Genomic DNA, 22,758 nt, shown 5'->3' on the forward strand with positions numbered 1-22,758 from the left:
GTAATTTAGAATTTTACGATTATATACTTGTTATCTAAAACAGTAGTGCATTCATTCGAAGGCCAAGAAGGAATATCTTGCGCGGCTTTTTCTGCATTCATATAGTCGGATTCTGATCCAAGTGTTTCTAGATTAACTCCAGTAGTTGAGCTTATGAAACCACTTTTTACCCATGTGCCGTGAGTAGTTGAGAATCCAATCTCAAACATTGATCGCCCAATAAGTTCAAGCTGATTTGACTTAAATTCATTAGGATTGTAGTTTGCTTTATGATTTCCAACGAATACTACTTTAAGCGGATTTTTATGATTTGCTTGTATTGCTTCTATTCTTCTAACAACGTCTTGAGCAATGTAATAGTCTTGGTTGTAAGTCATGTATTCCGTGTAATACAAGCGGTTTACTGTAAACGACTGGCTTAATCCAATAATTGCAAGAAGAACGCATGCAATAATCGTTGTTAAAGTCTTTTTGCTAAATTGCATAATGTAATGCAACAAATACATGCATGCAAAAGCTCCAGCAAGAGGGTATGTTAGTTCCGTTCGCGCTACTCCAGATGTTCCAAGTATTACGCTCATCATCATAGGGCTTGCAACTATAGCAATAGCAAAAATAATAGTAAAAGCGTTAAGTTTTTTACGAATCACTTGAACAATAATTAACAGCACTAAAGCAATTAATGCAATTGTTATAAATACGCTATGGAATATTGTTCTTCCTAGATACATGCTTTTTGCATGCGAAAGTATAGTATGAATGATTGTTGATATAGGGTCTTTGCCCCAGCGCATTTGGTTCTTAATGTATGGATCCGTAAAGGTGTGGTTGGCAGCCATAACAATCTTGTTCAAAATCGCATAGCATGCATAACTTGCTATAAACACGCAAATATACGTAAAAACGTAAGTTACTGTGTTTTTGAATTTGCATGCATAGTTTCCTTTAACTATTAGCGCAATCATGGCTGTTCCAGCAATAAAAACAGTAGTCATTGCTAGGTAGATTGTGAATCCAAAAAGTGCAAAAACAATAGCCATTAGTGAGTATGTTAAAAGAGTTTTAAGTTCTTTACGAGTTTGGTACGCGTTATGCGCACACATAAGCGATATGCTAACAAACATTAGCGCACAAGCTACATCATCTCCCATAAGCAAGAATCCAAGCATTTCTGCAAGAATAGGAGCGCTTATAAACGGAATTATAAATAAAGCTGGGTGGAATTTTGCGCCTAAATTATGCGATTTGCTAAACAAGTATGCCCATGTTGTTGCAGACGCAAAAAGCGCAAGAACCATTAAGATTCCAGCTAATGAATTGTTATACCAGTATCTTCCTGTAATGTACTTAAAAGCTAGCAATCCAAAGCGTTCTAGGCGAATCCAAGAATTATAAAGATTGTTTGCGCGTGCAATCATCCCCTCTGTATCTATAGAGAAAGTGTTAGAAAAAGCTTTTTGGCCGTATGCAATAATCAAAAAAATCGCGCTTATTGCAAGTTCTGCAACATTAGATTTACAAAAATAAATGAAGTCTTTAAAAGAATACGTTTTTTCTGCAACTGTATCAATTGCGTTATTATCTATGCTTTTTTCGTTATTTTTTACTAGCACGTTATTTTTTACTAGCACAGATGAGTTGTGTATTGGATTATTATTTAGTGTTTTAATGCCACTAGACTCCGTTTGATTCATGATACAACCTTTCTATGCGTTTAATCTATATGCGCTACTTACAATTGTATTATAAGATTCTATACATGCTCAACAAGCTATAAGGATTACGTTTAGTAGTACAATAGACATGATTTGTGCTGTTTTACTGATTAGAGTGCAATGGAGACGATTTATGAATCCTGCAATTTCCATAGTGGTTCCCGCTTATAACAAAGAGCCGTATATTAAGCAATGTATGGATTCACTTATTAATCAAACTCTTAAAGACATTGAGATTATTGTTGTTGACGATGCTAGTACAGATAATACTTTGCAAATTCTTCGCGATTATGAGCATAAAGATTCTAGAGTAAAAATTATTGCTAAGGCTTTGAATGGCGGATTGCATATGGCTCGCAAAACTGCTGTTGAGGCAACTACTGGAGATTACGTTCTTTTTGTTGACGCAGATGATGAGATTGAGCTTAAAACTTGCGAAGTTCTTTACTCGTACGCTAGTAGTCATCCTGCAGACATATTGCATTTTGGTGTTTCTATTCACCCAGAAGGCAAATCGGAGGAGGATTTTGCATACAGATACGATCAAATGTTTGCGCAAACTAATGGGGATCAATCGGGAGACAATATTATAAAATCGTCGTTTTCTAGCAATCTTGCTCATTGGGTGCCTTGGAGTATGTTAACAGCACTTTTTAAGGGTGATTTAATACGCGCTTCTTTTGAAAAAACAGTTTCTACTAGACTCACTAAAGTCGAAGACGCATACGAATACTTTGTAACGGCATCTTCTGCTAATACTTTGAAGGACTTAACGGCGTTCCGCGCGCTTAAATACCATATTGGCAGAGGAATTTCTGGAAGATCTAAAATAAGCGTTGAAAGATTTAGCACGGAACAGCAATACATTAAAGATGTTGTGAATGCTTTTTGCGATTTTGCTGGCGATTTTGTTGACGATTCCAACGGTGCTTTTGTTAATGATTCTTTCGACGATTGCGCGCTGAAAAGTCGCAAGCAAACCGTTGAAGAAGCTGCAAAATGGTTTAATAATCGCGCTTTGAAAATAGTAAAAGATGAGTTCTTTACAAGACTAAAAGTCGAGGATTTTCAAGAAGCAATAAACGCTGTTATTAAAACATGGGGATTAGAGCGCGCGTGCTTGATTGTGCTAGAAGAGCTTGTGCACCTTATGAATCAAGTTGTAGAAGATGATTGCGTAATAAAACACGGCTCCGTTTGTGATACTCTTCTTAACGTTTACCGAAACATTAAACCAGATAGTTTTAATGATTCACAGAACGCAACTTATGCTGAGCAAGTAGACTTAATGTCTTTGCATATTATGCAAGTGAGTAAACAAAAATACGAAGAAGAACAAAAACGTTTGCAAATTGAAGAGCAAAAACGTTATGACGCAATGCCAGCTTATAAGCGTTTTGCAAAAAAGATAAAAAATATGGTTAAAAACTTTACTAAACCAAAGAATGATAAATAAAGTCTAAAAAATAAATTTGAGATTAAACAAAATACAAAATTACACAATAGAATAATCAAAGATAATTAAAGGTAAATCGGGAGATAACATGATTTTGGAAAATCCAAAGCGCTTGGGCATTTTCTTCTTCTATGATGCGCAAGGTCACGCAGACCGTTATGTGTCTACGTTGCTTGACGGATTTAAGCCATTCTTTAACGAGCTTGCGATTGTAGTAAACGGAAAAATAGACGAACCAAGCAAAGCAATGCTTAAAAGCTATGCGAATAAGTTTATTTTGCGCGAAAACAAGGGTTTTGACGTGTGGGCGTACAAAACTGCAATGGATTCTTACGGTTGGGGAGAGCTGGAAAAGTTTGACGAAGTAGTGTTATTTAACGCTACGATTATGGGTCCAGTTTATCCGTTTAGCGAAATGTTTAACGCTATGAACGCAAAAGACCTTGATTTTTGGGGCATAACAAAGTTTCATAAAGTTAATGGAGACCCATTTGGATACAGCCCGTACGGATATTTGCCAGAGCATATTCAATCGCATTTTCATGCATACAGAAAAAGCTTTATTCAATCTAAGGATTTTCAGGATTATTGGAATAATCTTCCGCCAATCAACAGCTACTTTGAGTCGGTTGGATTGCATGAATCTGTGTTTACAAAGCGATTTGCAGATAAGGGTTACAAGTGGTCTGTATACGTTGATACGAGTGATTTAGAAGGTTACTCTTACGGTCCAATAACGTATGCTGCAAGGCAGATTGTGGAATATAAGCGTTGCCCGATTTTTAAGCGCAGGTCTTTCTTCCATGATTACTCCGACGTTTCTACGCAATCTGTTGGAAATTCGGCATTAGACTTATACGAGTATTTGCGTGATCACACGGATTACAACACGGATTTGATTTGGGAAAATGCTTTACGAAGCATGAATATGGCAGATTTGATGAAGAATCTTCATTTGCGATACATTTTGCCGCAAAATCAGATTGTGGAAAGCTCATCAACAGCTACATCAACGTCTACTGCTAAGTCTGCATCTAAGCCAAAAGTTGCGTTGTGCATGCACTTGTATTACATGGATTTGCTAGATAAAAGTTTGCACTATATTCAATCCATGCCGCAGGGATGTGATGTTATTTTAACTGTAGGATCGAAAGAAAACCAGCAAATCGTGAAACAACGCGTGAAACAACTTCCGTATAACGTAGACGTGCGGCTGATTGAAAATCGTGGTAGAGATGTGAGCGCATTCTTAGTGGGCGGCGGCGCAGATCTTATGAAGTACGATTACGTATGCTTTGCTCACGATAAAAAAGTCACGCAATTATCGCCTCGAAGCATAGGCGACGGATTCGCTTACAAGTGTTTTGAAAATATTCTTGCAAGTAAAGAGTATGTGCAAAACGTTATAAATCTGTTTGAAACGCATCCGCGACTTGGAATGGCAATGCCAACGCCGCCAAATCATGCAGACTACTTCCCAGGATTTACATACACTTGGGGTCCAAACTTTGAGGGTACAAAGAAATTCCTAGAAAAAACGTTAGGAATCAGCGTTCCGTTAGACGAAAACAAAGACGCTATAGCTCCGCTTGGCACAATGTTCTGGTTCCGCACGAAAGCACTGCACGGGCTATTGGATAGAAAGTGGACTTACGAAGATTTCCCAGCAGAACCGCTAAAAATAGACGGAACGTTGTTGCACTTTATAGAGCGAGCATACGGGTATGTGCCGCAATCAAACGGCTACTACGACGCATACATATTCTCCGACCACTTTGCGCGAATAGAGATGACGAATCTAGAATTCGATGTTCGAGAACTATCAAAATCTGTTAGCACGCCGTGGATTAAGCACAATTTGGAAGAAACTTGTAGAGAAGTAATGCGCGGAAAGCGCTTCCGCTACACTGTTTTAAGAGTGCTAAAAAGTATTGCAAAACGCGTATTTTATAAGGCTTTGTACATAGCTCAAAGAATTGTGCACATTGGCCGTAAAAGTAACGTTGATAGTGAAGGTAAAGAAGATGAGTGATATAAGCGTAAATACAGACGCAACAAAATGCGCTCGCGCGCGCGCAAAAAAACCGCGACTTTTCTATTTGGATTGGATTCGCGCAATAGCTGCGATTTTGATTGTTGTAACGCATTTTAACAATCCGTATTTGGAGCCGACGCGATTCTTTGTAAATAGGCCGTTTGGAATTTACATTGGCGGATTAGGAGTATCGCTATTTTTGATCATTTCTGGCGCCGCTCTTATGTACAACTATGGCGATAGAGAAAGTCTTGATTTGCGCACATTCTACACAAAGCGCGCAAAAACACTATACCCAATGTTTTGGGTAGCATTTATAGTGGCGAATATTTTACTGTTTATTCGCAATAACGGTCATATTTTTGTACCAAGGCATAAAATAACAGCAATTTTTTCGCTTTTTGGAATGGATGGTTATGCTTCTGCATTCGGTGTAGGCACATTTTACACTTTAGGTGAATGGTTCCTAGGATTCATAATACTGTTTTACATAGTGTTTCCACTTTTAAGAGTTGGCGTAAACAAAATGCCAATAGCAACTGTTTGTATTGTGTTGGCTTTATACGCTGCAACAGTTGTGTTCTTTATGTTTTACCAGATTCCACGAGTGCCGTCTGATATTCTTTTAACAACAAGATTGCCAGAATTAGTATTTGGCATGATTTTTGTAAAGTTTATTAAAAAAGTGCCGCATTGGCTTGCTGCAATATCTTTTGTGATTCTTGCATTGCAACAATTAACGCACATATTAAAAGACAACATTGCAGTTACAATTGTAGGAATATTTGCATTCTTGCTGCTTTCTTATATTGGTGAACTTGTTAAAAGTTTTAAGCCATTAAGCGCGTGCACAAAGTTTATATCCGCATATTCGTACCCGATTTTTTTGGTACACCATGTGTTAATAATGCAAGTGTTTACAGTAATATACCCTGTGTGGCTTAATCGCTGGCAAGCGTACGGATTGCTAATCGCAGAGTTTGCGGTGATTCTTGTGCTTTCTGTAATACTCAAGCGTTTTACAAACTTGATTGTTGGTTTTGTGAGCAAATGTTGTGTGAAAAGTAGTAGCAAGAATAGTGTTGAAAGTGCTGTGAGAAATCGCAGTGATAATAGCAGCACGAATCGCAGTTTGGATTAACATGCATATTTGTGCAGGAATAATCACCTATAATCCAACTTTAACAGACGTAAGCACGTGTTTAGAAGCGCTATGCAATCAAGTAGAGCGCGTAATAATCGTAGACAATGCGTCTAAAAATGTTAAAAGTTTGCAAGAAGTTGTAAGCAAATACGCAAATGTGACTTTAGTTAAAAACAGTCAAAATATTGGTTTTGCAAAAGCATTAACGCAAGTGTTTAAGTGGTCAAAATCGCAAGGTTTCAACTGGGTTCTAACGCTTAACGACGATTCTGTTGTGCCAAGCAACATGATTAGCGAATACAAGAAAATCCTGGAAAATCAGGGAAGTCTTGTAAATCAAGAAAATGCAAAAAATTCAAAAATTGCAATTGTATGCTCTTTGCTAAAAAATCGTTTAGATGGCACGATTTTACACAGCAAATGCCACGAAGACGAATGTATAACGTCTGGAAGCTTAACAAGCGTAGAAGCGTGGGCTAAAATCGGCGGATTTGACGAATGGCTAGAAATCGACGGAGTAGACTTCGACTTTTCAAGGCGACTAGTGCGCGCTGGCTGGCAAATCGTAGAGTGCCAAAACGTTATAATGGAACACCAAATCGGCAAAGCGCGCTCAATAAACTTGATTATAAAACACCCAATCGTGTGGAATCACAACGCAAATCGCAAGTACTACATAGCGCGAAATATGCAAGTAGTGGACTACAAAATGGGAACATATTCATACGCTAAGTCGTTACGCGCGGTTGTGCGAGATATGATTTTCGTTGCGCTGTGGGAAAAGAATAAATTTGCGAAAGTTCGCGCGATGATACGCGGATTTAAGGATGGGCAGCAAAAGATTCGTCAAATGCGCAAAATCTCATCTTGTAAAGCAGAACAGAACGCGGTTTGAAAGGATAGCAATGGAAAATTACGCTAAAAACGAAAATCCGCTAGTTTCTATAATCGTGCCAGTCTACAATTCTGCAAAATATTTGAGCGGATGCGTAGATTCGATTCTTGCGCAAACTTACAAAAACATAGAGCTGATTTTAGTAGACGACGGATCCAAAGACGACTCGGGTAAAATTTGCGATTCATACGCATCAAAAGATTCGCGAGTTAAAGTAATACACCAGCAAAACGGAGGAATATCGCGCGCGCAGAACGCAGGGCTTGATGCAGCAAGTGGGGAATTTATAGCGTTTGCAGACAATGACGATATTCTAGATTGCAAAAATATTGAGATTTTGTTAAACGCTATTTTGCAAAGCGGAGCTAGTATGAGCAAAGCAAAATGGCAGCAATTTGGGCTAAGTAGCTTAGAGCATATTAAAAAAGAAGCTGGCTTGAGTGCGCGCGGTTTGCGTGCGGAAAAGTCGCAAGCAACCGCGCGTTTAGAGAACGCGACTCAAATAAAAATCGTAAAAAATCCTCTAAAAGCGTATCAAACTGTATTTTGCAAAATATTTAGAATAATCGGAAACAAGCTAGGCAAAAACAGCGAAGCGCGCTACTTTAACGAAGCGAATTGGTGCAGGCTTTACAAGCGAGAGGTTTGGGAAGGAGTGCGATTCCCAGAAGGAAAGTTTGCGCAAGACACGGCGATGGCAAGCGTGCTGTACTCGCGCATGAATTGCGTGGCGCATGTGGACGCAGTGTTGTATTACTGGCTGCAACGCGCAGATTCCGTAACGCACAAAATGCGAGACGCGGACTTTTACCACGATCATATAGACGCTGTTCGAGCAAATTGGGATTTGTGCTTAGAACACAACGTTGTGCCAGCAAGAAGCTACTACACAATGGTTGGAAATTTGAGGTACGAGCGATGCGCGCTGAAAAGCGGAGAAAATACGCTTAAAAGCGGAAAAAATAGCGACGCAGAAATCCAAAAAATATACGAAAAAAATTATGATAAAGACGTAAAATTTGCTAAATCAGCTGTTAAAAAGCTTACGATTTTACAGCGCGCGCAATGTTTTACGATGTCGTGTGTAAGAAATCTTGAAAAAATAATCTACGATTACAAAATCAAAAACATGAAGTAATGCATTAAAAACATTAAGTAATGCAATTAAAAATCGAAGAGTAAAGTGTAAATCAGAAAGCAAGAAATGAGTGGGAAAATGAGCGAATACCCAGATTTAGTAGTTGTTGGAGCAGGCTTGTTCGGCTTAACTGTAGCGCAGCAAGCGGCAGAACGCGCTGGCGCTCGCGTTGAGATTATTGACGTGCGTAATCACATTGGAGGCAACGCTTACTCGTATTTTGACGAGCGCACGGGAATCGAAATTCACAAGTATGGCGCGCATCTTTTTCACACAAGCAACAAGCGCGTGTGGGATTATGTGAACCGTTTTACATCGTTTACTAACTACGTGCATCGCGTTTACGCAACTCACGACGGCGAAGTGTATTCGTTGCCAATCAACTTAGGTACAATTAACCAATTTTTCCACGCGCATTACACGCCAGAAGAAGCAAAGGCTTTGATTGCAAGTCAAGCAGGGGAGTTCGCTGGAAAAGATCCGCAAAATTTGAACGATAAAGGCATTAGCTTAATTGGGCGGCCGCTTTACGAAGCGTTTATCAAGAATTACACAGCAAAGCAGTGGCAAACGGACCCTTCTAAGCTGCCTGCAGGGATTATTAAGCGCTTGCCTGTGCGATTTAACTACAATAATCGCTACTTTAAAGACACTTGGGAAGGTTTGCCAAAGGATGGCTACACGGCTTGGATGCAGCGCATGATTGATAATCCGCTAATTCACGTTTCGCTTGGAGTGGACTTTTTCGACGAGTCGCAGCCGTTTAACAAGCGCGCTCTGGCGGAAGCTGGAGTGCCAGTGGTTTATACGGGGCCAGTTGATAGGTATTTTGACTACGCGCTTGGCGAGTTAAAGTGGCGTACTGTTGACTTTAAAGAGGTGCGTTATAAGGAGAATGACCACTTTGGTTGCCCTGTTATGAACTATTCAGATGCGGATGTTCCGTTTACGCGCGCGATTGAGTTTAAGAACTTTAATCCAGAGCGTGGGGAAGTTAGCGTGGATGCTAGCGGCAATGCTGGCGTGGATGCTGATTTTGTGCCAGGAAAGAGCGTTAAAGCAGGGGAAACTGTTGTTTGGCAAGAGTATTCTCGCGCTGCAACTCGCGATGATGAGCCTTATTACCCTGTAAACACCGAGGAAGATAAGGCTTTGTATGCGCGATATGCAGAGCTTGCGGAGGCGCAGCCTAACACGGTTTTTGGTGGACGATTGGGAACATACAACTACTACGATATGCACAACGTGATTGATATGGCTTTGCGCGCTTATGAATCGCAAGTAGCGCCACTTATTGCGCGTTAAGTGTAAGTAAGTCTGGTATAAATAAAGCTGTGCAAAGTATATAAGTACGAAAAAGGGCTTCTAGCGATTGGCTAGAAACCCTACTCGCGGAGAATACGAGATTCCGCCACCGTACCCCCTTAGCCTTACTAAACATTAGGTTTTGCGATTATTAAAATTTTGTTTTCGCCTTATTTTTCGCTTTAGTAATATTTTTTAATGATTCAAAACGCTAAATAATACCAATTTATAAAACACGTAATAAGCACTTGTAATAGCCATTATACAGCCTTACAACGCTAATTTATATGCTCATGTTAAAGCTCTTAAGCATCAAGCATCAGACTACACGCTAAATCCACTACACGACGCACCCTCGTACTGTTCGCGAGCGCAACTCGTGCGTTTGTGGTTGCGTTTGTTTTTGTATTTATACAAACCGACACCGTCGACACGTCGACACGTTGTTATTATTAGGTTTTGTGCTTGTGACGACATAAGGTCGACACCGTCGACACGTTGGCTTGTGTTGTGTGTTTATATGAGTGCAGCCAAACACTTTGGCTTTGTGCGTTCGTGTTTGGCTGCTGTTTTAGGTTACTTTTTTATTTTGTTAGATAATATTTCCCGTCTTTCTCTTGTATAGCATTGCGTGCTATCAATACTGCGAGCGCATCGCTTATTGCTGGTCTTTTTTCGACGTTTAGCGCGCGGCTTATATCGCGGTTTGATACGCCTTGCCCGTTGCTCTTTTCTAGCTTTCTCATTATTGAGTTTGCGGCATTTTGTATTATTGGTTCTTTTTCTTCATCGCCTTTGGCTTCATATTCTTGCTTGTATGTTTCAGCGTTTTTTGTTTGCACATAGGTATTTAACCCGTTTTGCAATGTTATAGCACTTTGACGAACGAGCCATTCAGCTTGCTGCATGTTTTTAGCTGTAACATTCAATAGGTTTTCTTTATCCTCTTGCAAGAATAAGGCTATAACGCCTGCTAGCTTCAGCACAAGCAATTGAGTATGTGAAACATTCTCACCTTTAAGCCTTTGCTTTGCGTTTTCATCTACAGCCTTATAAACGCCTTCAGGATATTTAAGCTCATGCAGCTTATAACAGTGTTGCCCGTTGTCCATCATTAGCGTTGCTTCAGGCGTGCCCGCCATCAATAGGCTATTTAATTCCATATCCGAGGGAGCGTAACGGTTGAATAATGTGTGGTCAAAAGATAACCATTGTTCAGGCGCGATTTTCTCAGGCCTTATCTCAGGCACGTTAGGGTCTAACACATTAGTCCATAGGCACCGTTGTGGCAAACCCGTGCCACCGTGATTAGTAATATCACGTATATTAGCTGGCTGCACTCCAATGACGATTGCGGCACGATACCCATACTCTGGCACTTGTAACGTGTTACTCTCGCTCTTTGTAGTACAACCTATTTTAGACGTGCCATCAAGCAAGTTAACAAGCACAGGCACAAGAGTAGAGCCAACACGGCTTGCATTACCTGCAAACTCTCTAACCTCTCTAATATCAAAAAACGCGTTTTGAGTCTTATACTTAAGGCTCGATTTTTTGCACTCGCGTTTTTCTTCCTCGTCACCATTGCGAGTATAGGTCTCATCGTCTTCGCGTTGAACATAAACGCTCGATATAGCCTCGCCCGACGCTGTTTGACCAACCCAAACAGTATCAGGCAATGGAACGAGCGTTTTAGCCACGGTCATGGTTACCCCCTTGCCGCCACCCGATTCCGCTATCGTAATAGCAGCAAAATTCAGGCTAGCTGGACTATCACCCGTAAACGAAGGTATTACAATATTAGGAGGTACTATCGCACAAGCCCTAGCTAAAGTGCAAACCAATGCGGCGTGCGGCGACGTTCTGCACGCTCTAGCATACTGATAAAGATTTTTAATCGTACTACTAGAGTCCAAAAACTCTTGCTCACTCTCAAAAGGCTTAACACCTAATGGCCTAAGGTCAAAAACGGGGGTAATCATCGAACCACCTCCGTGGACTTAAGACTATCAGCCACACGCTTCCACATAGTCCCCTCAAGACTATTAGAAAAAGCCTCAAGAGTCCCACAACCAAAACGCTTCAGCTCACACAGCTTACTAAAATCACGAGCAGACTGCGCTCGCGATTGAATATCCTCGCTATAATCACTGTTAGTGTTGGCGTGCATAATATCCACGTGGTTCGTGACTTTAGGCGGCACGCTTAAATATTGTGCATTAAACGCGCTTTTACCATTAAAGCCTAGAGTTATCACACTACCGTCACACAAGCGTGCAGCCGCCTCTAATAGCCTCACAGCGTAGTAATCAGTCCCACTAGCTGCAAACCTAATAGCGTGAGGCTTAAAAGTTGCTAGCATGATAGCGAGCGCAACTCTTCTAGCTTGTTCATTGACTTCAGGCGGTAGTGTATAGGTGAATTCACCTCCAAACGTTGAGGCTATGAGACCATCGGTGAGCATGTTTAATCGCTCGCTAGAATCAGCCTCTATAAACTCACGGCATACTGGGAACATGTTATAATTAGGTATGTTGTCCCAGCCCCCTTCATTGATTAATTCAATGTTAGGGGGTAATTTTTTGTAATTCATTATAAGCCCTCAGCTTTCTACATAAGCGTTCAGGCTCTTAGCTGTAATCCAAATTTTTCCACGTATGTGGTTGCGTTTAGCTTTTAATTTTCCTTCACGTATTAAAGACATGATAGTCTTGCGCTCGCAATTGAGTTTTTGTGTAACTTGTGAGATTGTGAATAATGCTGGCTCGATTGTTTTAGATTTAGAATTATACATTATCTAACCTTTATGATTAAAAAATAACTTATATTATCTGTTTTCTTGACTTCAGCTGTCACAAATTCCAAGTTCTAGACATGGACTGTCTAATAGTTAGATATTGTACTAGAAAGTACAAAAAACACAAATAATGTGAATTATTTTTCTTTTCTTATAAAGTAATCATGAAACTTAATATAAAACGGGTCTTGCAAAAGAAAAGGAACATTTTTTGAACCACGCGTAAAAGCATGAAAGAGTTTTTCATCTTCACTAGCATTTTGTAATACTTTTCTACATGATTTAATGCCTTCTTGCTGGCATTGTAATAGGTTGTTCACAACAGAATCTACACTAATTAAATCATCACAGTTTTCATCTAAGTCATCGAGCATTCTTCTAAAATTCTCGCTAACTTTTTGCGCATATATACAACTCTTATAAGCTACGCTTATTGCATAATACTCGTTCATATTATGTAGAGCTACCGAGTCCCATGGTTTGCATGTTTCAAAATTAGGTTTATCGTCCATAGTAATAAACGCGTTTACACCGTTAAATAGGGTATCTGACTTTATATAAACATCCACCCTATTTACTACACCAGCCGTAAACGCATCAAACATAAAATTTCTACCATTAAACTTCCATAAGAAACTTGGTATATACTCACATTTTAACGTTTCTTCACAAAAACTATCAGACGCGGCACTTAACAAATCACGACGAGATTTATGTATAGCTGTCGCGTATTCATACAATTCATAATATTTTTCGCTACCATACTCAACCTCATCATCGAACATCACGCCATTGTTTTCAAGCATATCGTACATAAAATCATGTTCATCGAAAAACTCATTCTTATCAAACCCATATTTCAGGCAATAAGTCCACGAGAATATATCAAGCTCATCTGATTCATGAATTGCCATATGTTTTAAAAGAGTTCTGAACTTACGTTGTTCTTTCTCTCTAATTGTCATTATTGTCCCTTTCATTGCAAAACGTTAAAAAATACTATAATCTACACAATGCACTAACCACAAGCGCATTGCGCTCGCAAACATGATAGAAACACTCAATAGTGCCGTAATATGCCGCCTATAATGACCGTACACGCGCTAACACGTCACACAGCATTAAACCCACACGCCACCCTTACAAGACGGGGGAAGGGGTATTTCTGATGTTCTCGGTAGAGGCGCTGCCTAACTCTCTTTTTATTACGCTGGGTTCAAAAGATTTGGCACACGCTAGATTATTAAACATTGTTAAGCACATGCCACAATGTAGGTTCTACACACTATCGTGCTAAACCCTAGTAAAATCAACCCATGCGCTCGCTAACAATATCTAGTAGTATGCAAGTAGTAAACCATTAATAAGCATTGAATATGGCATGAAAGCAACAAGCCTAGGGGGGGGGGATACCCCTACCCCCTACAGTAAAAGCCACCTCGGCGATAGGTCTAATATCTCCCTTTGTATTTTATTCGTAACACCCTTATCGTAACGAAAAAGCTATTCGTAACAATACGCCAATAAAAGCTATTAGCCTCGTAATACCTGCGAGCGCAACCCTTGTTTTTGCGAGATTGTCGACGGTGTCGACTTTGTGTCGACTAGGGTAGAAACCTAATGTTTTCAACGTGTCGACGTGTCGACGTTGTCGACTTGTATATTAGAGCGTTAGGTTATTTTATTTAGCTTGTAAAAATTTTTCTGTTTCCTCTCTCATGCCGTCTGGTAGTGATTTTAATGCTTGCTTTTGTTGCTTTTCTTCCATGCCTTTTAATGCTTGAATGCGAGCGCTCATCTCCATGCTTACGAGGAACGCATATTGGAAACTAGCAGCCTCATTATCATTACTGTTAGGCTTAGCGCTTTCCACGCTCTCCATGCTCTCTACGCTTTCTACGCTCTCATTAGAGGCTGTTTTTGTATGCTTGCTTATTTCAATTACTTTATCCACGCGCTCGCTTACTCTTTGTGCTGCTTTTTCTCGTTCTTCTACCGCTGCAGCGTCTGTATAAACATTATCTGTTACTTGAGTATTTGAGTGCCCTAATTGCTTAGAAACAACATTTAGAGGCGTATTATCTAAATCTCTCATGTTTACACAAGTTGCATGGCGTCCATCATGAGGCCAATACTCTTCCAAGCCTTCTACTTGCTTACGTGCTTTATTATGCACTCTATCGCGAAAATTAGAAGGCTTTATAAAATTAGTGTGTCCTTCGGTAGTGAATATGAATGCGTCCGCTTCTTTACTCGTATACTCTTTTAATTGTTTCTCAAATAATGGTTTTAGTGATTCAGGTATATCTAAATCTCTATGGCTTGTTTCTGATTTAGTGTCACCTACTATTGTTTTTACTTTTTGCGTTTCCTCATCTCTTACCTCAATTAAAGAACGGCGAACATGAATTTCATTGTTTTTCAAATCAATATCACGCCTTTGCAATGCAAGGACTTCACCAATACGCAAACCAAGAAAGCCAATAATATACTCAGCTAACTGAAAACGTTCTTCAACATGAGATATAAGCTCACCAAGCTGCTCATTGCTAGGTATAACAGTCGTATGCTTCTTTTTCGGTCTTGATATATCTTCTAAACAACAAGGGTTTTCTTTAATAATAGGCTCATTTTCGCCATGCCTCTTACAAGCATTGTTAAATATTTGCGACAACAAACCATACGCATTAAATATAGCCACATTCTTAGGCTGCTTATCATGCCAATCTTTAACAATATTACGCGTGATTGATTTAATACGCATATCACCAAAGAAAGGCAATAAATGATTTTCTAACGATTCAAAATACTTGTTTCTAGTAGATTCTTTAATTTTCTTGTTCTTTACAAAATCAATCGCATAATCTCTAAACAGAATACTATTGCGCTCGCGATTAGCCTCGCGCATGTTTACTGGCGTCCAATCGCCATCTTTAATAAGTCTCTTTTCATCGTCTAACCACGCGCTAGCCTCTGTATACGTCCAAGTTCCGCCTTTTAATACTTGACGGTCACCTTGATTAGGGAACTTTGAACAGTATTGTTTCGGTGTTGCATAACTTGGATAGTATTTATAGCCGCACGCGCCTTTCTTAGCGTCTATTTTTCCCCAACCTCTACGGTGAGTTATACGTTTTTTATCTGTTTTCTTTTCTTGATTAGCTTCATCTTGATTGGTTGAGTCTTTGCTGTCTTGTTGTCCCATTGTGTTGTCCTTAAGAATGGCCTATTTGTTTTCGCTTTATTTTTCGCTTTAATAAGAGAAAATAACTACATATAATGTTACAAAATGCCAACCCCAAGAATACTGAAAACAAGCCAAAAACGTTGATATTTCAAGGGTTTTCGGCATGAAAAAAGGGCTTCTAGCGATTGGCTAGAAACCCTACTCGCGGAGAATACGAGATTCGAACTCGTGAGGCTGTTACACCAACACGCTTTCCAAGCGTGCGCCATAGACCACTAGGCGAATTCTCCACATCAATCATTGCGCTAAACTCACAACGAAAGACAACTTAAATAAGATAACATAGTGTGCGGATAATGCAAAATCGCGCGTTGCGCGAATCGACGATTTCGAGCTGCATAATGCGCGAGAAATCACCTCGATTCGCTGAGCCGCTCAAACGTAAAGTCCAGTGGACTTTACGTGCGGCGAAGACGTTAGCGCGCTTAGACCGCGCTAACGACAGGACCTGCCTTTTCGCTTAAAGCGTAACGCGCGAGCGACATTTCTAACGATTTTCCAATTCTCAAATCGCCCCAATAGATTTATTACACATACAATCCTTGCAATTGCGTGTTGTTGATTATGTGCGTGTTGTTGATTATGTGATAGTGTAGATTTTTCATATGTAGTAAGCGATTTGCGATTTGTGACTTACTACAGATGCGCAAAACTACAGGATTATTAGCAAATACAGGATTTAAGTTTAGAAGGTGTTTAGCATGGATGTTGGTTTTGTAAAGAATATCCAAAAAATAAAGCCTAAAAAGACAAATCCTGCAGTTGATCATAGTCCGCGCACAATGATGATTGGCATAATCTTAACGATTCTTGGTGGAGCGCTTTGGGGCACAAACGCTACTGTTTCTAAGATTCTAATGTCGCAATACCTTGTAAGCCCGTTGCAAATCGCGTGCGTTCGTCAGCTTGCTGCAGGCGTGCTTTTTGTAATCGTTGCCGCAATGGTTAATCGCAAGCAACTCGTTGGCGTACTAAGCACAAAAAAATCATGGCCAATGTTAGTCGTAACAGGCATTGTGTGTGTGCTTTTAACGCAAGTTGCGTATCTTTTTACAATCGACTGGACTAACTCTGGCACAGCTACTGTTTTGCAAAGTCTGAATTTGCTTTTTGTGCTTGTTTATGTGTGCTTGCGGTCAAAGAGAACTCCGACTTTGCGCGAAAACATTGGTGTTTTGCTTGCGTTTGCAGGAACTGCGCTTATGGCAACGGGTGGCAATTTTAGCTCGCTTTCGCTTCCGTTGATGGGACTTTTGTGGGGATTAGCAGATGCTGCGAGTACGGCGGCGCTTGCGATTATGCCAGTTAAATTGATTGCAAAATGGGGAAATCTTACTGTAAATGGAATCACGTTTATAATTGCAGGTCTTATTATGCTGCCATTTGTGAAGCCATGGCAAACAATGCCTCCTTTGGATTTGCGCGCGTATTTGCTGTTTACTTTTACGATTGTTGGCGGAACTTTTGGCGCATATTGGATGTTTTTGGCTGGCATTATGCGAGTTGGATCTGTGCGCGGAACGCTTTTGGGCGCAAGCGAGCCTGTTATGGCAGCGATTACGGCTGTTGTGTTTACGGGAGCTGTGTTCTCGTGGGCTGATTTTGCAGGATTTGCGCTTATTTTTATTATGATGATTTTATTGAGGTGATCATGGTGATCATGAAGAATATGCAAGACAAAAATAAAGAAGATAAAAGTAAAGAAGATAAAAGTATGCAAGACGCACAAAATCCAGACTCGCAAAATCCAGTCAATCGCGTAGAGCAGATGTATGAGTACGGCTACCGAAAGTCAAATTACGGCCCAGACGAGCTTGTAACAGATGCGCATGGAAATCCAATCAGCGTTATGGACGCCATGTTAAGTGCGCAAGACGCCAGCACTGCGCAAACTCAAACTCCGCATTTGTGCTTCTACTCGCCTAGAATCCCAGGAAACACAGGTTCTGCGATTCGTCTTTGCGCGGTAACGGGCACAATTTTGCATCTTGTAGAGCCGCTTGGATTTAATCTTCAAGACACAAAGCTTCGTCGTGCGGGTCTTGATTATCACGATATGGCACACGTTGTTATGCATCCGAATTTTGAAAACCTTGTTGAGTCAATGCCAAATTCTCGCATAATTGCGTTTACTGCAAATGCTACAAAACTTTACACAGATATTGAGTATAAGCCGAATGATATTTTGCTTTTTGGACCAGAGCCAGGGGATATTCCAGATCCAATGGATATTATGGCTGGCCCGCATGTTGCGGAACAGGTTCGCTTGCCAATGCGTCCTTCGCTTAGAAGCTTAAATCTTACAAATTGCGCATCAATCGCCATTTATGAGGCGTGGCGTCAGCTTGGATTTGAGGGCGGAAAATAGTCATAAATAGCTAGAAATCGCCAGAAATAGCCAAAAATAGTCTTAAAACTACTCATGCATTACAATGGTTAATATGCCTGTGTTAAAACGTAAACCGAAGCGGAAGATTAGTGCTGCGCGACGCCGCATGTACATTCGCCGCCGAATCGTAGTTTGCGTGGGGCTGCTGGCTGTTTTAGCATTCTGCATTTTTTGCATAGTCAGCATTTTTAAGGGCATTAGCGCAATTGGAACCGCTATAAACAAGCATTCAGACGTTACGTTATCTAAACAACTTGTGCCAGATCCAAGACCCGTTGGAATCATAAAAAAATGCAATTCAAAAGACGTTAGAATTGAGCTATCTTCTTCGTCTCAAGCTATTCCAATGGGCGGAAGTGTAGAGTTTAATGCTCATATTGTTTACGAAGGCGATGATTCATGCAGGATTGACGCTTCGAGCGGAAGAATGGTGTTGACTGTAGGCCAAAGTGCAAGCGATTCATCGCAAGCTGCTGGCGATTCTTCTGGTGCAAAAGGCGATAAGTCAAATAAGCAAAATAAGCAAAATAAATCGAATCAGTCGAATAAGTCGAAAGACAAGTCTGCACAAACAGCTGTTCCGCAATGGCAGTCAGATATGTGCGTAATTCCGCTAAAGCCGCTGCTTATGGCAAAAGGAGATTCGTACGATAAAAAGTTTACTTGGAATGCAAATGCTACGATTGGCACGCCGAGTGGAGAAAATTGCGCTAACGACTCCGATTTGCCTAAAGTTTCGCGCGGAACGTATATTGCGCAAATCGAGCATAAAGACGTAGCAGGGTTGCAAAGCAATCCCGTGGTTATTTCTGTTCGCTAGTGCCTGCATAAATGACGATAAAAAGTCGAAGCGAAGGGGTAAAATCGTTTCTTTGTACACGGTGTGTCATATAGCGGGCATACTCAAGGAACCGAAGAAGGCGCCCGCAAACCCAAAATCGTTGATTTTAAGCGCGTTTGCTGCGATTTTCTAAAGCTCCCAAGGATTAATAAAACTAGCTAGCGATAAAGGAACGTCCATTGGCTGCTGAACAAGCTACGACGAACACCACCAAAGTCATCGCGCGTGCCGACGAGCACAGCATTAAGTTGCACAAAGCGTCGGATCGTGTGAATTTCGGCTCCATTTGTGAGCCAATCGATGTGCCATACCTCCTCGGTGTGCAAACCGACAGCTTTGACTGGCTGATCGGCTCCGAGCGTTGGAAGAAGCGCGTCGAAGAAGATGAGGCAAATGGCACTCACACTGTGCCACACGTCTCTGGTCTGGAAGAAGTGTTCCAAGAGATTTCTCCAATCGAGAATTTTGCTGAGACAATGAGCCTCACATTCTCGGATCCATATTTTGAAGAGCCACGTCACACTGTGCTTGAGTGCAAAGAGAAGGATTACACATATTCCGCTCCTTTGTACGTAAATGCAGAGTTTGAAAACGGCGAAACTGGCGAGATTAAAAGCCAGACTGTTTTTATGGGTGATTTCCCATTACAAACCCCACACGGAACATTCATTATTGGCGGCACTGAGCGCGTAATCGTGTCTCAGCTTGTGCGTTCCCCAGGCGTGTACTTCGATCGCACGCAAGATCGCACTTCCGATAAAGACGTTTTTGGCGCAAAAATCATTCCAAGTCGCGGAGCGTGGCTTGAGTTCGAGATTGATAAGCGCGATGTTCTTGGCGTGCGCGTAGATCGCAAGCGCAAGCAGTCTGCAATCGTATTCTTAATGGCAATCGGCATGACTAAGCCAGAAATTGCCGAAGCATTCCAGGGTTATCCTCTTGTTCTCGACGCTCTAGAAAAAGAGCCAATCGATACTCAAGACGATGCTCTTACAGACTTGTACAGAAAGATTCGCCCAGCAGATACCGCAACTGCCGACGCGGGTCGCAATTTGCTCGAATCCTTCTACTTCAACACAAAGCGCTACGATTTGGCGCGCGTTGGTCGCTATAAGATTAATCGCAAGCTTGGTTTGGAAGCGGATTACAACGATCGCAGCTTGAATCGCGAAGACATTATTGCAACAATCAAGTATTTGGTTACTTTGCATGCTGGCGAAAAGACCTTCCCAGGCAAGCGCGATGGCGAAGATGTGCAGTTGCGTGTAGACGTAGACGATATTGATCACTTTGGAAACCGCCGAATCCGCCAGGTTGGCGAGCTTGTACAGAATCAGATTCGTACTGGCTTAAGCCGCATGGAGCGCGTTGTGCGCGAGCGCATGACAACTCAAGACGCCGAGGCGATTACACCACAGTCGTTGATTAACATTCGACCAGTTAACGCTACGATTAAGGAGTTCTTCGGAACTTCTCAGCTTAGCCAGTTTATGGATCAGAACAATCCTTTGGCAGGTGTTACAAACAAGCGTCGTCTTTCGGCTCTTGGTCCTGGTGGTCTTTCTAGAGACCGCGCATCTATGGAAGTTCGAGACGTGCACCCATCCCACTTTGGTCGTATGTGCCCAATCGAATCCCCAGAAGGTCCAAACATCGGTCTTATCGGTTCGCTTGCAACCTTTGGTCGCATTAATCCATTCGGCTTTATTGAAACGCCTTATCGCAAGGTTGTTAATGGTCATGTGACTAACGAAGTCGAATATATGACTGCAGACCGCGAAGCAGAGCATGTTATTGCTCAGGCAAACCAGGAGCTCGACGAAAATGGCAACTTTGTTGGCACGCAGGCGCTTGCTCGCGTGGACGAAGAAGAGGCAGTCGATGTGCCTGTAAGCACTGTTGACTACATGGATGTTTCTCCACGTCAGATGGTTTCTCTCGGCGCAAGCTTGATTCCATTCTTGGAGCACGATGAAGGCCACCGTGCTTTGATGGGTACCAACATGCAGCGCCAGGCCGTGCCTCTTATTAAGTCGGAGCGTCCACTTGTTGGTACGGGTTCTGAATGGCGTGCTGCAGTTGATTCTGGAGATGTGATTCTTTCCGAAAAGCCAGGCGTTGTAACCTACGTTTCTGCGGATATTATTCGCGTTATGAACGATGACGGAACTCAATCTAGCTACAAGCTTTCTAAGTTCCAGCGCTCCAACCAGACTACTTGCTACAACCAGGTGCCGCTTATTAAAGATGGTGAGCGCGTGGAAGCAGGAACTGTTTTGGCTGATGGCCCTGCAACAGACAAGGGTGAGCTTGCACTCGGCAAGAATTTGCTCGTTGCGTTTATGCCTTGGAACGGCTACAACTACGAGGACGCTGTGATTATTTCTCAGCGACTCGTGCAAGACGATACGCTTTCTTCGATTCACATTGAAGAGTACGAGATTGATGCTCGCGAAACCAAGCTTGGTGCCGAAGAGATTACTCGCGACCTTCCAAACGTTGGCGAAGACGCTATTGCAAACCTCGACGAGCGCGGTATCATTCGCATTGGTGCCGAGGTGGAAGCTGGCGACATTTTGGTTGGTAAGGTAACACCTAAGGGCGAGACCGAGCTTACTCCAGAAGAGCGCTTGCTTCGCGCAATCTTTGGCGAAAAGAGCCGCGAAGTTCGAGACACTTCGCTTCGTGTGCCTCACGGCGAAACTGGTACCGTGATTGCTGTTAAGGAGATTACTCGCGAAGACGCTGAAGACGATGGCGATGAACTTCCGAATGGCGTAAACCAGATGATTCGCGTGTACATTGCTCAGCATCGTAAGATTACGCAGGGCGATAAGCTTTCTGGTCGTCACGGCAACAAGGGTGTTATTTCCCGCATTTTGCCAGAAGAGGATATGCCATTCTTGGAGGATGGTACTCCAGTAGACATTATGCTTAACCCGCTGGGCGTGCCTTCTCGAATGAACTTGGGCCAGGTGCTCGAGCTTCACTTGGGTTGGATTGCTCACGCAGGCTGGGATATTAACTTGGATCCAGACCTTGAGGCCGCTTGGAAGAAGTACGTGCCAGAAGGCGCCGAGCACGGCGATCCATGCACTCCTGTTGCAACTCCAGTGTTCGACGGCGTGCGCCCAGAGACCTTGAAGGGTCTTTTGAGCACTACGCTTGCAGACCGCGATGGCAATAAGCTTGTTGGCTCCGACGGTAAGGCAACATTGTTTGACGGCCGCACTGGTGAGCCATTCCCTAAGCCAATTTCTGTTGGCTACATGTACATCTTGAAGCTGCATCACTTGGTTGATGATAAGATTCACGCTCGTTCCACTGGTCCTTACTCTATGATTACCCAGCAGCCGTTGGGTGGTAAGGCTCAGTTCGGCGGCCAGCGCTTTGGTGAGATGGAAGTGTGGGCCCTTGAGGCTTATGGCGCTGCGTACACTTTGCACGAAATGATGACCACAAAGTCTGATGACGTTGACGGTCGCGTGCGCGTGTATGGCGCTATTGTTAAGGGCGATAATCTTCCACCTGCTGGTATTCCTGAGTCCTTTAAGGTGTTGCTCAAGGAAATGCAGTCGCTCTCCTTGAATGTTGAGGTGCTTAACTCCGAAGGAGTGGCAATCGACATGAAGGATGAAGATGATGATCCGGTGTCGTCTTCTGAAAATTTGGGCTTTAATATTGGTGCGCGACCAGATTCGTCTGCCAAAGAAGACCAAGTTATTCAAGAACCTGAATACCAGTGATACTAGTGATTAGAAATAACTTAATCACTAATCACTAATCACTTTAAGAA

Annotated in this window: 16 protein-coding genes and 1 tRNA gene; 10 read left to right on the plus strand and 7 right to left on the minus strand. The window is 42.0% G+C overall.

Annotation, left to right across the window (positions count from 1 at the left end; translation table 11 throughout):
- Positions 1-5: 5 nt before the first annotated feature.
- Positions 6-1,694, minus strand: a complete 1,689-nt coding sequence (locus MAF46_RS00220) for a glucosyltransferase domain-containing protein (RefSeq protein WP_060785601.1) — start codon at positions 1,692-1,694, stop codon at positions 6-8.
- Positions 1,695-1,848: 154 nt separating this feature from the next.
- On the opposite strand from MAF46_RS00220, the gene MAF46_RS00225 reads away from it, so the two are divergent.
- From MAF46_RS00225 to MAF46_RS00250, 6 genes are all read left to right on the plus strand, one after another.
- A complete protein-coding gene (locus MAF46_RS00225; RefSeq protein ID WP_060785602.1) occupies positions 1,849-3,171 on the plus strand; it encodes a glycosyltransferase family 2 protein in 1,323 nt (440 codons plus the stop codon).
- Between the two features lie 88 nt (positions 3,172-3,259).
- Positions 3,260-5,203 carry a rhamnan synthesis F family protein gene (locus MAF46_RS00230; protein WP_060785603.1) on the plus strand — a complete coding sequence of 648 codons (1,944 nt, stop codon included), beginning with the start codon at positions 3,260-3,262 and terminating at the stop codon, positions 5,201-5,203.
- Complete coding sequence (locus MAF46_RS00235) at positions 5,196-6,347, plus strand: acyltransferase family protein (protein ID WP_060785604.1); 1,152 nt, start codon at positions 5,196-5,198, stop codon at positions 6,345-6,347. Before MAF46_RS00230 ends, MAF46_RS00235 begins: the two co-directional genes overlap by 8 nt.
- A gap of 1 nt (position 6,348) precedes the next feature.
- Complete coding sequence (locus tag MAF46_RS00240; RefSeq protein WP_060785605.1) at positions 6,349-7,245, plus strand: glycosyltransferase; 897 nt, start codon at positions 6,349-6,351, stop codon at positions 7,243-7,245.
- A 10-nt stretch (positions 7,246-7,255) separates the two neighbouring features.
- The gene (locus MAF46_RS00245) at positions 7,256-8,383 is read left to right on the plus strand and encodes a glycosyltransferase family 2 protein (protein WP_060785606.1); all 1,128 of its coding nucleotides are present in this window, start codon (positions 7,256-7,258) and stop codon (positions 8,381-8,383) included.
- A gap of 78 nt (positions 8,384-8,461) precedes the next feature.
- On the plus strand, positions 8,462-9,688 hold the full coding sequence (locus tag MAF46_RS00250) for a UDP-galactopyranose/dTDP-fucopyranose mutase family protein (protein ID WP_060785607.1): 1,227 nt from the start codon (positions 8,462-8,464) through the stop codon (positions 9,686-9,688).
- 584 nt (positions 9,689-10,272) lie between these two features.
- Here the strand turns inward: MAF46_RS00250 and MAF46_RS00255 are convergent.
- The 6 genes from MAF46_RS00255 to MAF46_RS00275 form a co-directional block, all read right to left on the minus strand.
- The gene (locus MAF46_RS00255) at positions 10,273-11,670 is read right to left on the minus strand and encodes a helix-turn-helix domain-containing protein (protein WP_060785608.1); all 1,398 of its coding nucleotides are present in this window, start codon (positions 11,668-11,670) and stop codon (positions 10,273-10,275) included.
- A complete protein-coding gene (locus MAF46_RS00260) occupies positions 11,667-12,206 on the minus strand; it encodes a hypothetical protein (RefSeq protein ID WP_230953875.1) in 540 nt (179 codons plus the stop codon). The genes MAF46_RS00255 and MAF46_RS00260 overlap by 4 nt, the downstream gene beginning before the upstream one ends.
- Positions 12,207-12,290: 84 nt before the next feature.
- Positions 12,291-12,482, minus strand: coding sequence for a helix-turn-helix domain-containing protein (locus MAF46_RS06030; protein WP_060785610.1), 192 nt, complete (start codon positions 12,480-12,482; stop codon positions 12,291-12,293).
- 140 nt (positions 12,483-12,622) lie between these two features.
- Entirely contained in the window at positions 12,623-13,450 is an 828-nt protein-coding gene (locus MAF46_RS00265; protein ID WP_060785611.1) for a hypothetical protein, read from the minus strand.
- Between the two features lie 716 nt (positions 13,451-14,166).
- On the minus strand, positions 14,167-15,690 hold the full coding sequence (locus MAF46_RS00270) for a tyrosine-type recombinase/integrase (RefSeq protein ID WP_081090786.1): 1,524 nt from the start codon (positions 15,688-15,690) through the stop codon (positions 14,167-14,169).
- A gap of 187 nt (positions 15,691-15,877) precedes the next feature.
- Positions 15,878-15,962: transfer RNA gene (locus MAF46_RS00275), tRNA-Ser, on the minus strand.
- Positions 15,963-16,433: 471 nt separating this feature from the next.
- Here MAF46_RS00275 and MAF46_RS00280 point away from each other — a divergent pair.
- From MAF46_RS00280 to rpoB, 4 genes are all read left to right on the plus strand, one after another.
- Positions 16,434-17,381 carry a DMT family transporter gene (locus MAF46_RS00280; protein ID WP_060785612.1) on the plus strand — a complete coding sequence of 316 codons (948 nt, stop codon included), beginning with the start codon at positions 16,434-16,436 and terminating at the stop codon, positions 17,379-17,381.
- A 65-nt stretch (positions 17,382-17,446) separates the two neighbouring features.
- Positions 17,447-18,100 carry a tRNA (cytidine(34)-2'-O)-methyltransferase gene (locus MAF46_RS00285; protein WP_230953845.1) on the plus strand — a complete coding sequence of 218 codons (654 nt, stop codon included), beginning with the start codon at positions 17,447-17,449 and terminating at the stop codon, positions 18,098-18,100.
- A 64-nt stretch (positions 18,101-18,164) separates the two neighbouring features.
- Complete coding sequence (locus MAF46_RS00290; RefSeq protein ID WP_060785613.1) at positions 18,165-18,941, plus strand: hypothetical protein; 777 nt, start codon at positions 18,165-18,167, stop codon at positions 18,939-18,941.
- Between the two features lie 200 nt (positions 18,942-19,141).
- Positions 19,142-22,708 (plus strand): DNA-directed RNA polymerase subunit beta, encoded by a 3,567-nt coding sequence (gene rpoB, locus MAF46_RS00295; RefSeq protein WP_060785614.1) that lies wholly within the window; start codon positions 19,142-19,144, stop codon positions 22,706-22,708.
- Positions 22,709-22,758: the final 50 nt, after the last annotated feature.

It is taken from the genome of Gardnerella pickettii (genome assembly GCF_029226345.1).
In the GTDB taxonomy this organism is placed as follows: Bacteria; Actinomycetota; Actinomycetes; order Actinomycetales; family Bifidobacteriaceae; genus Bifidobacterium; species Bifidobacterium piotii.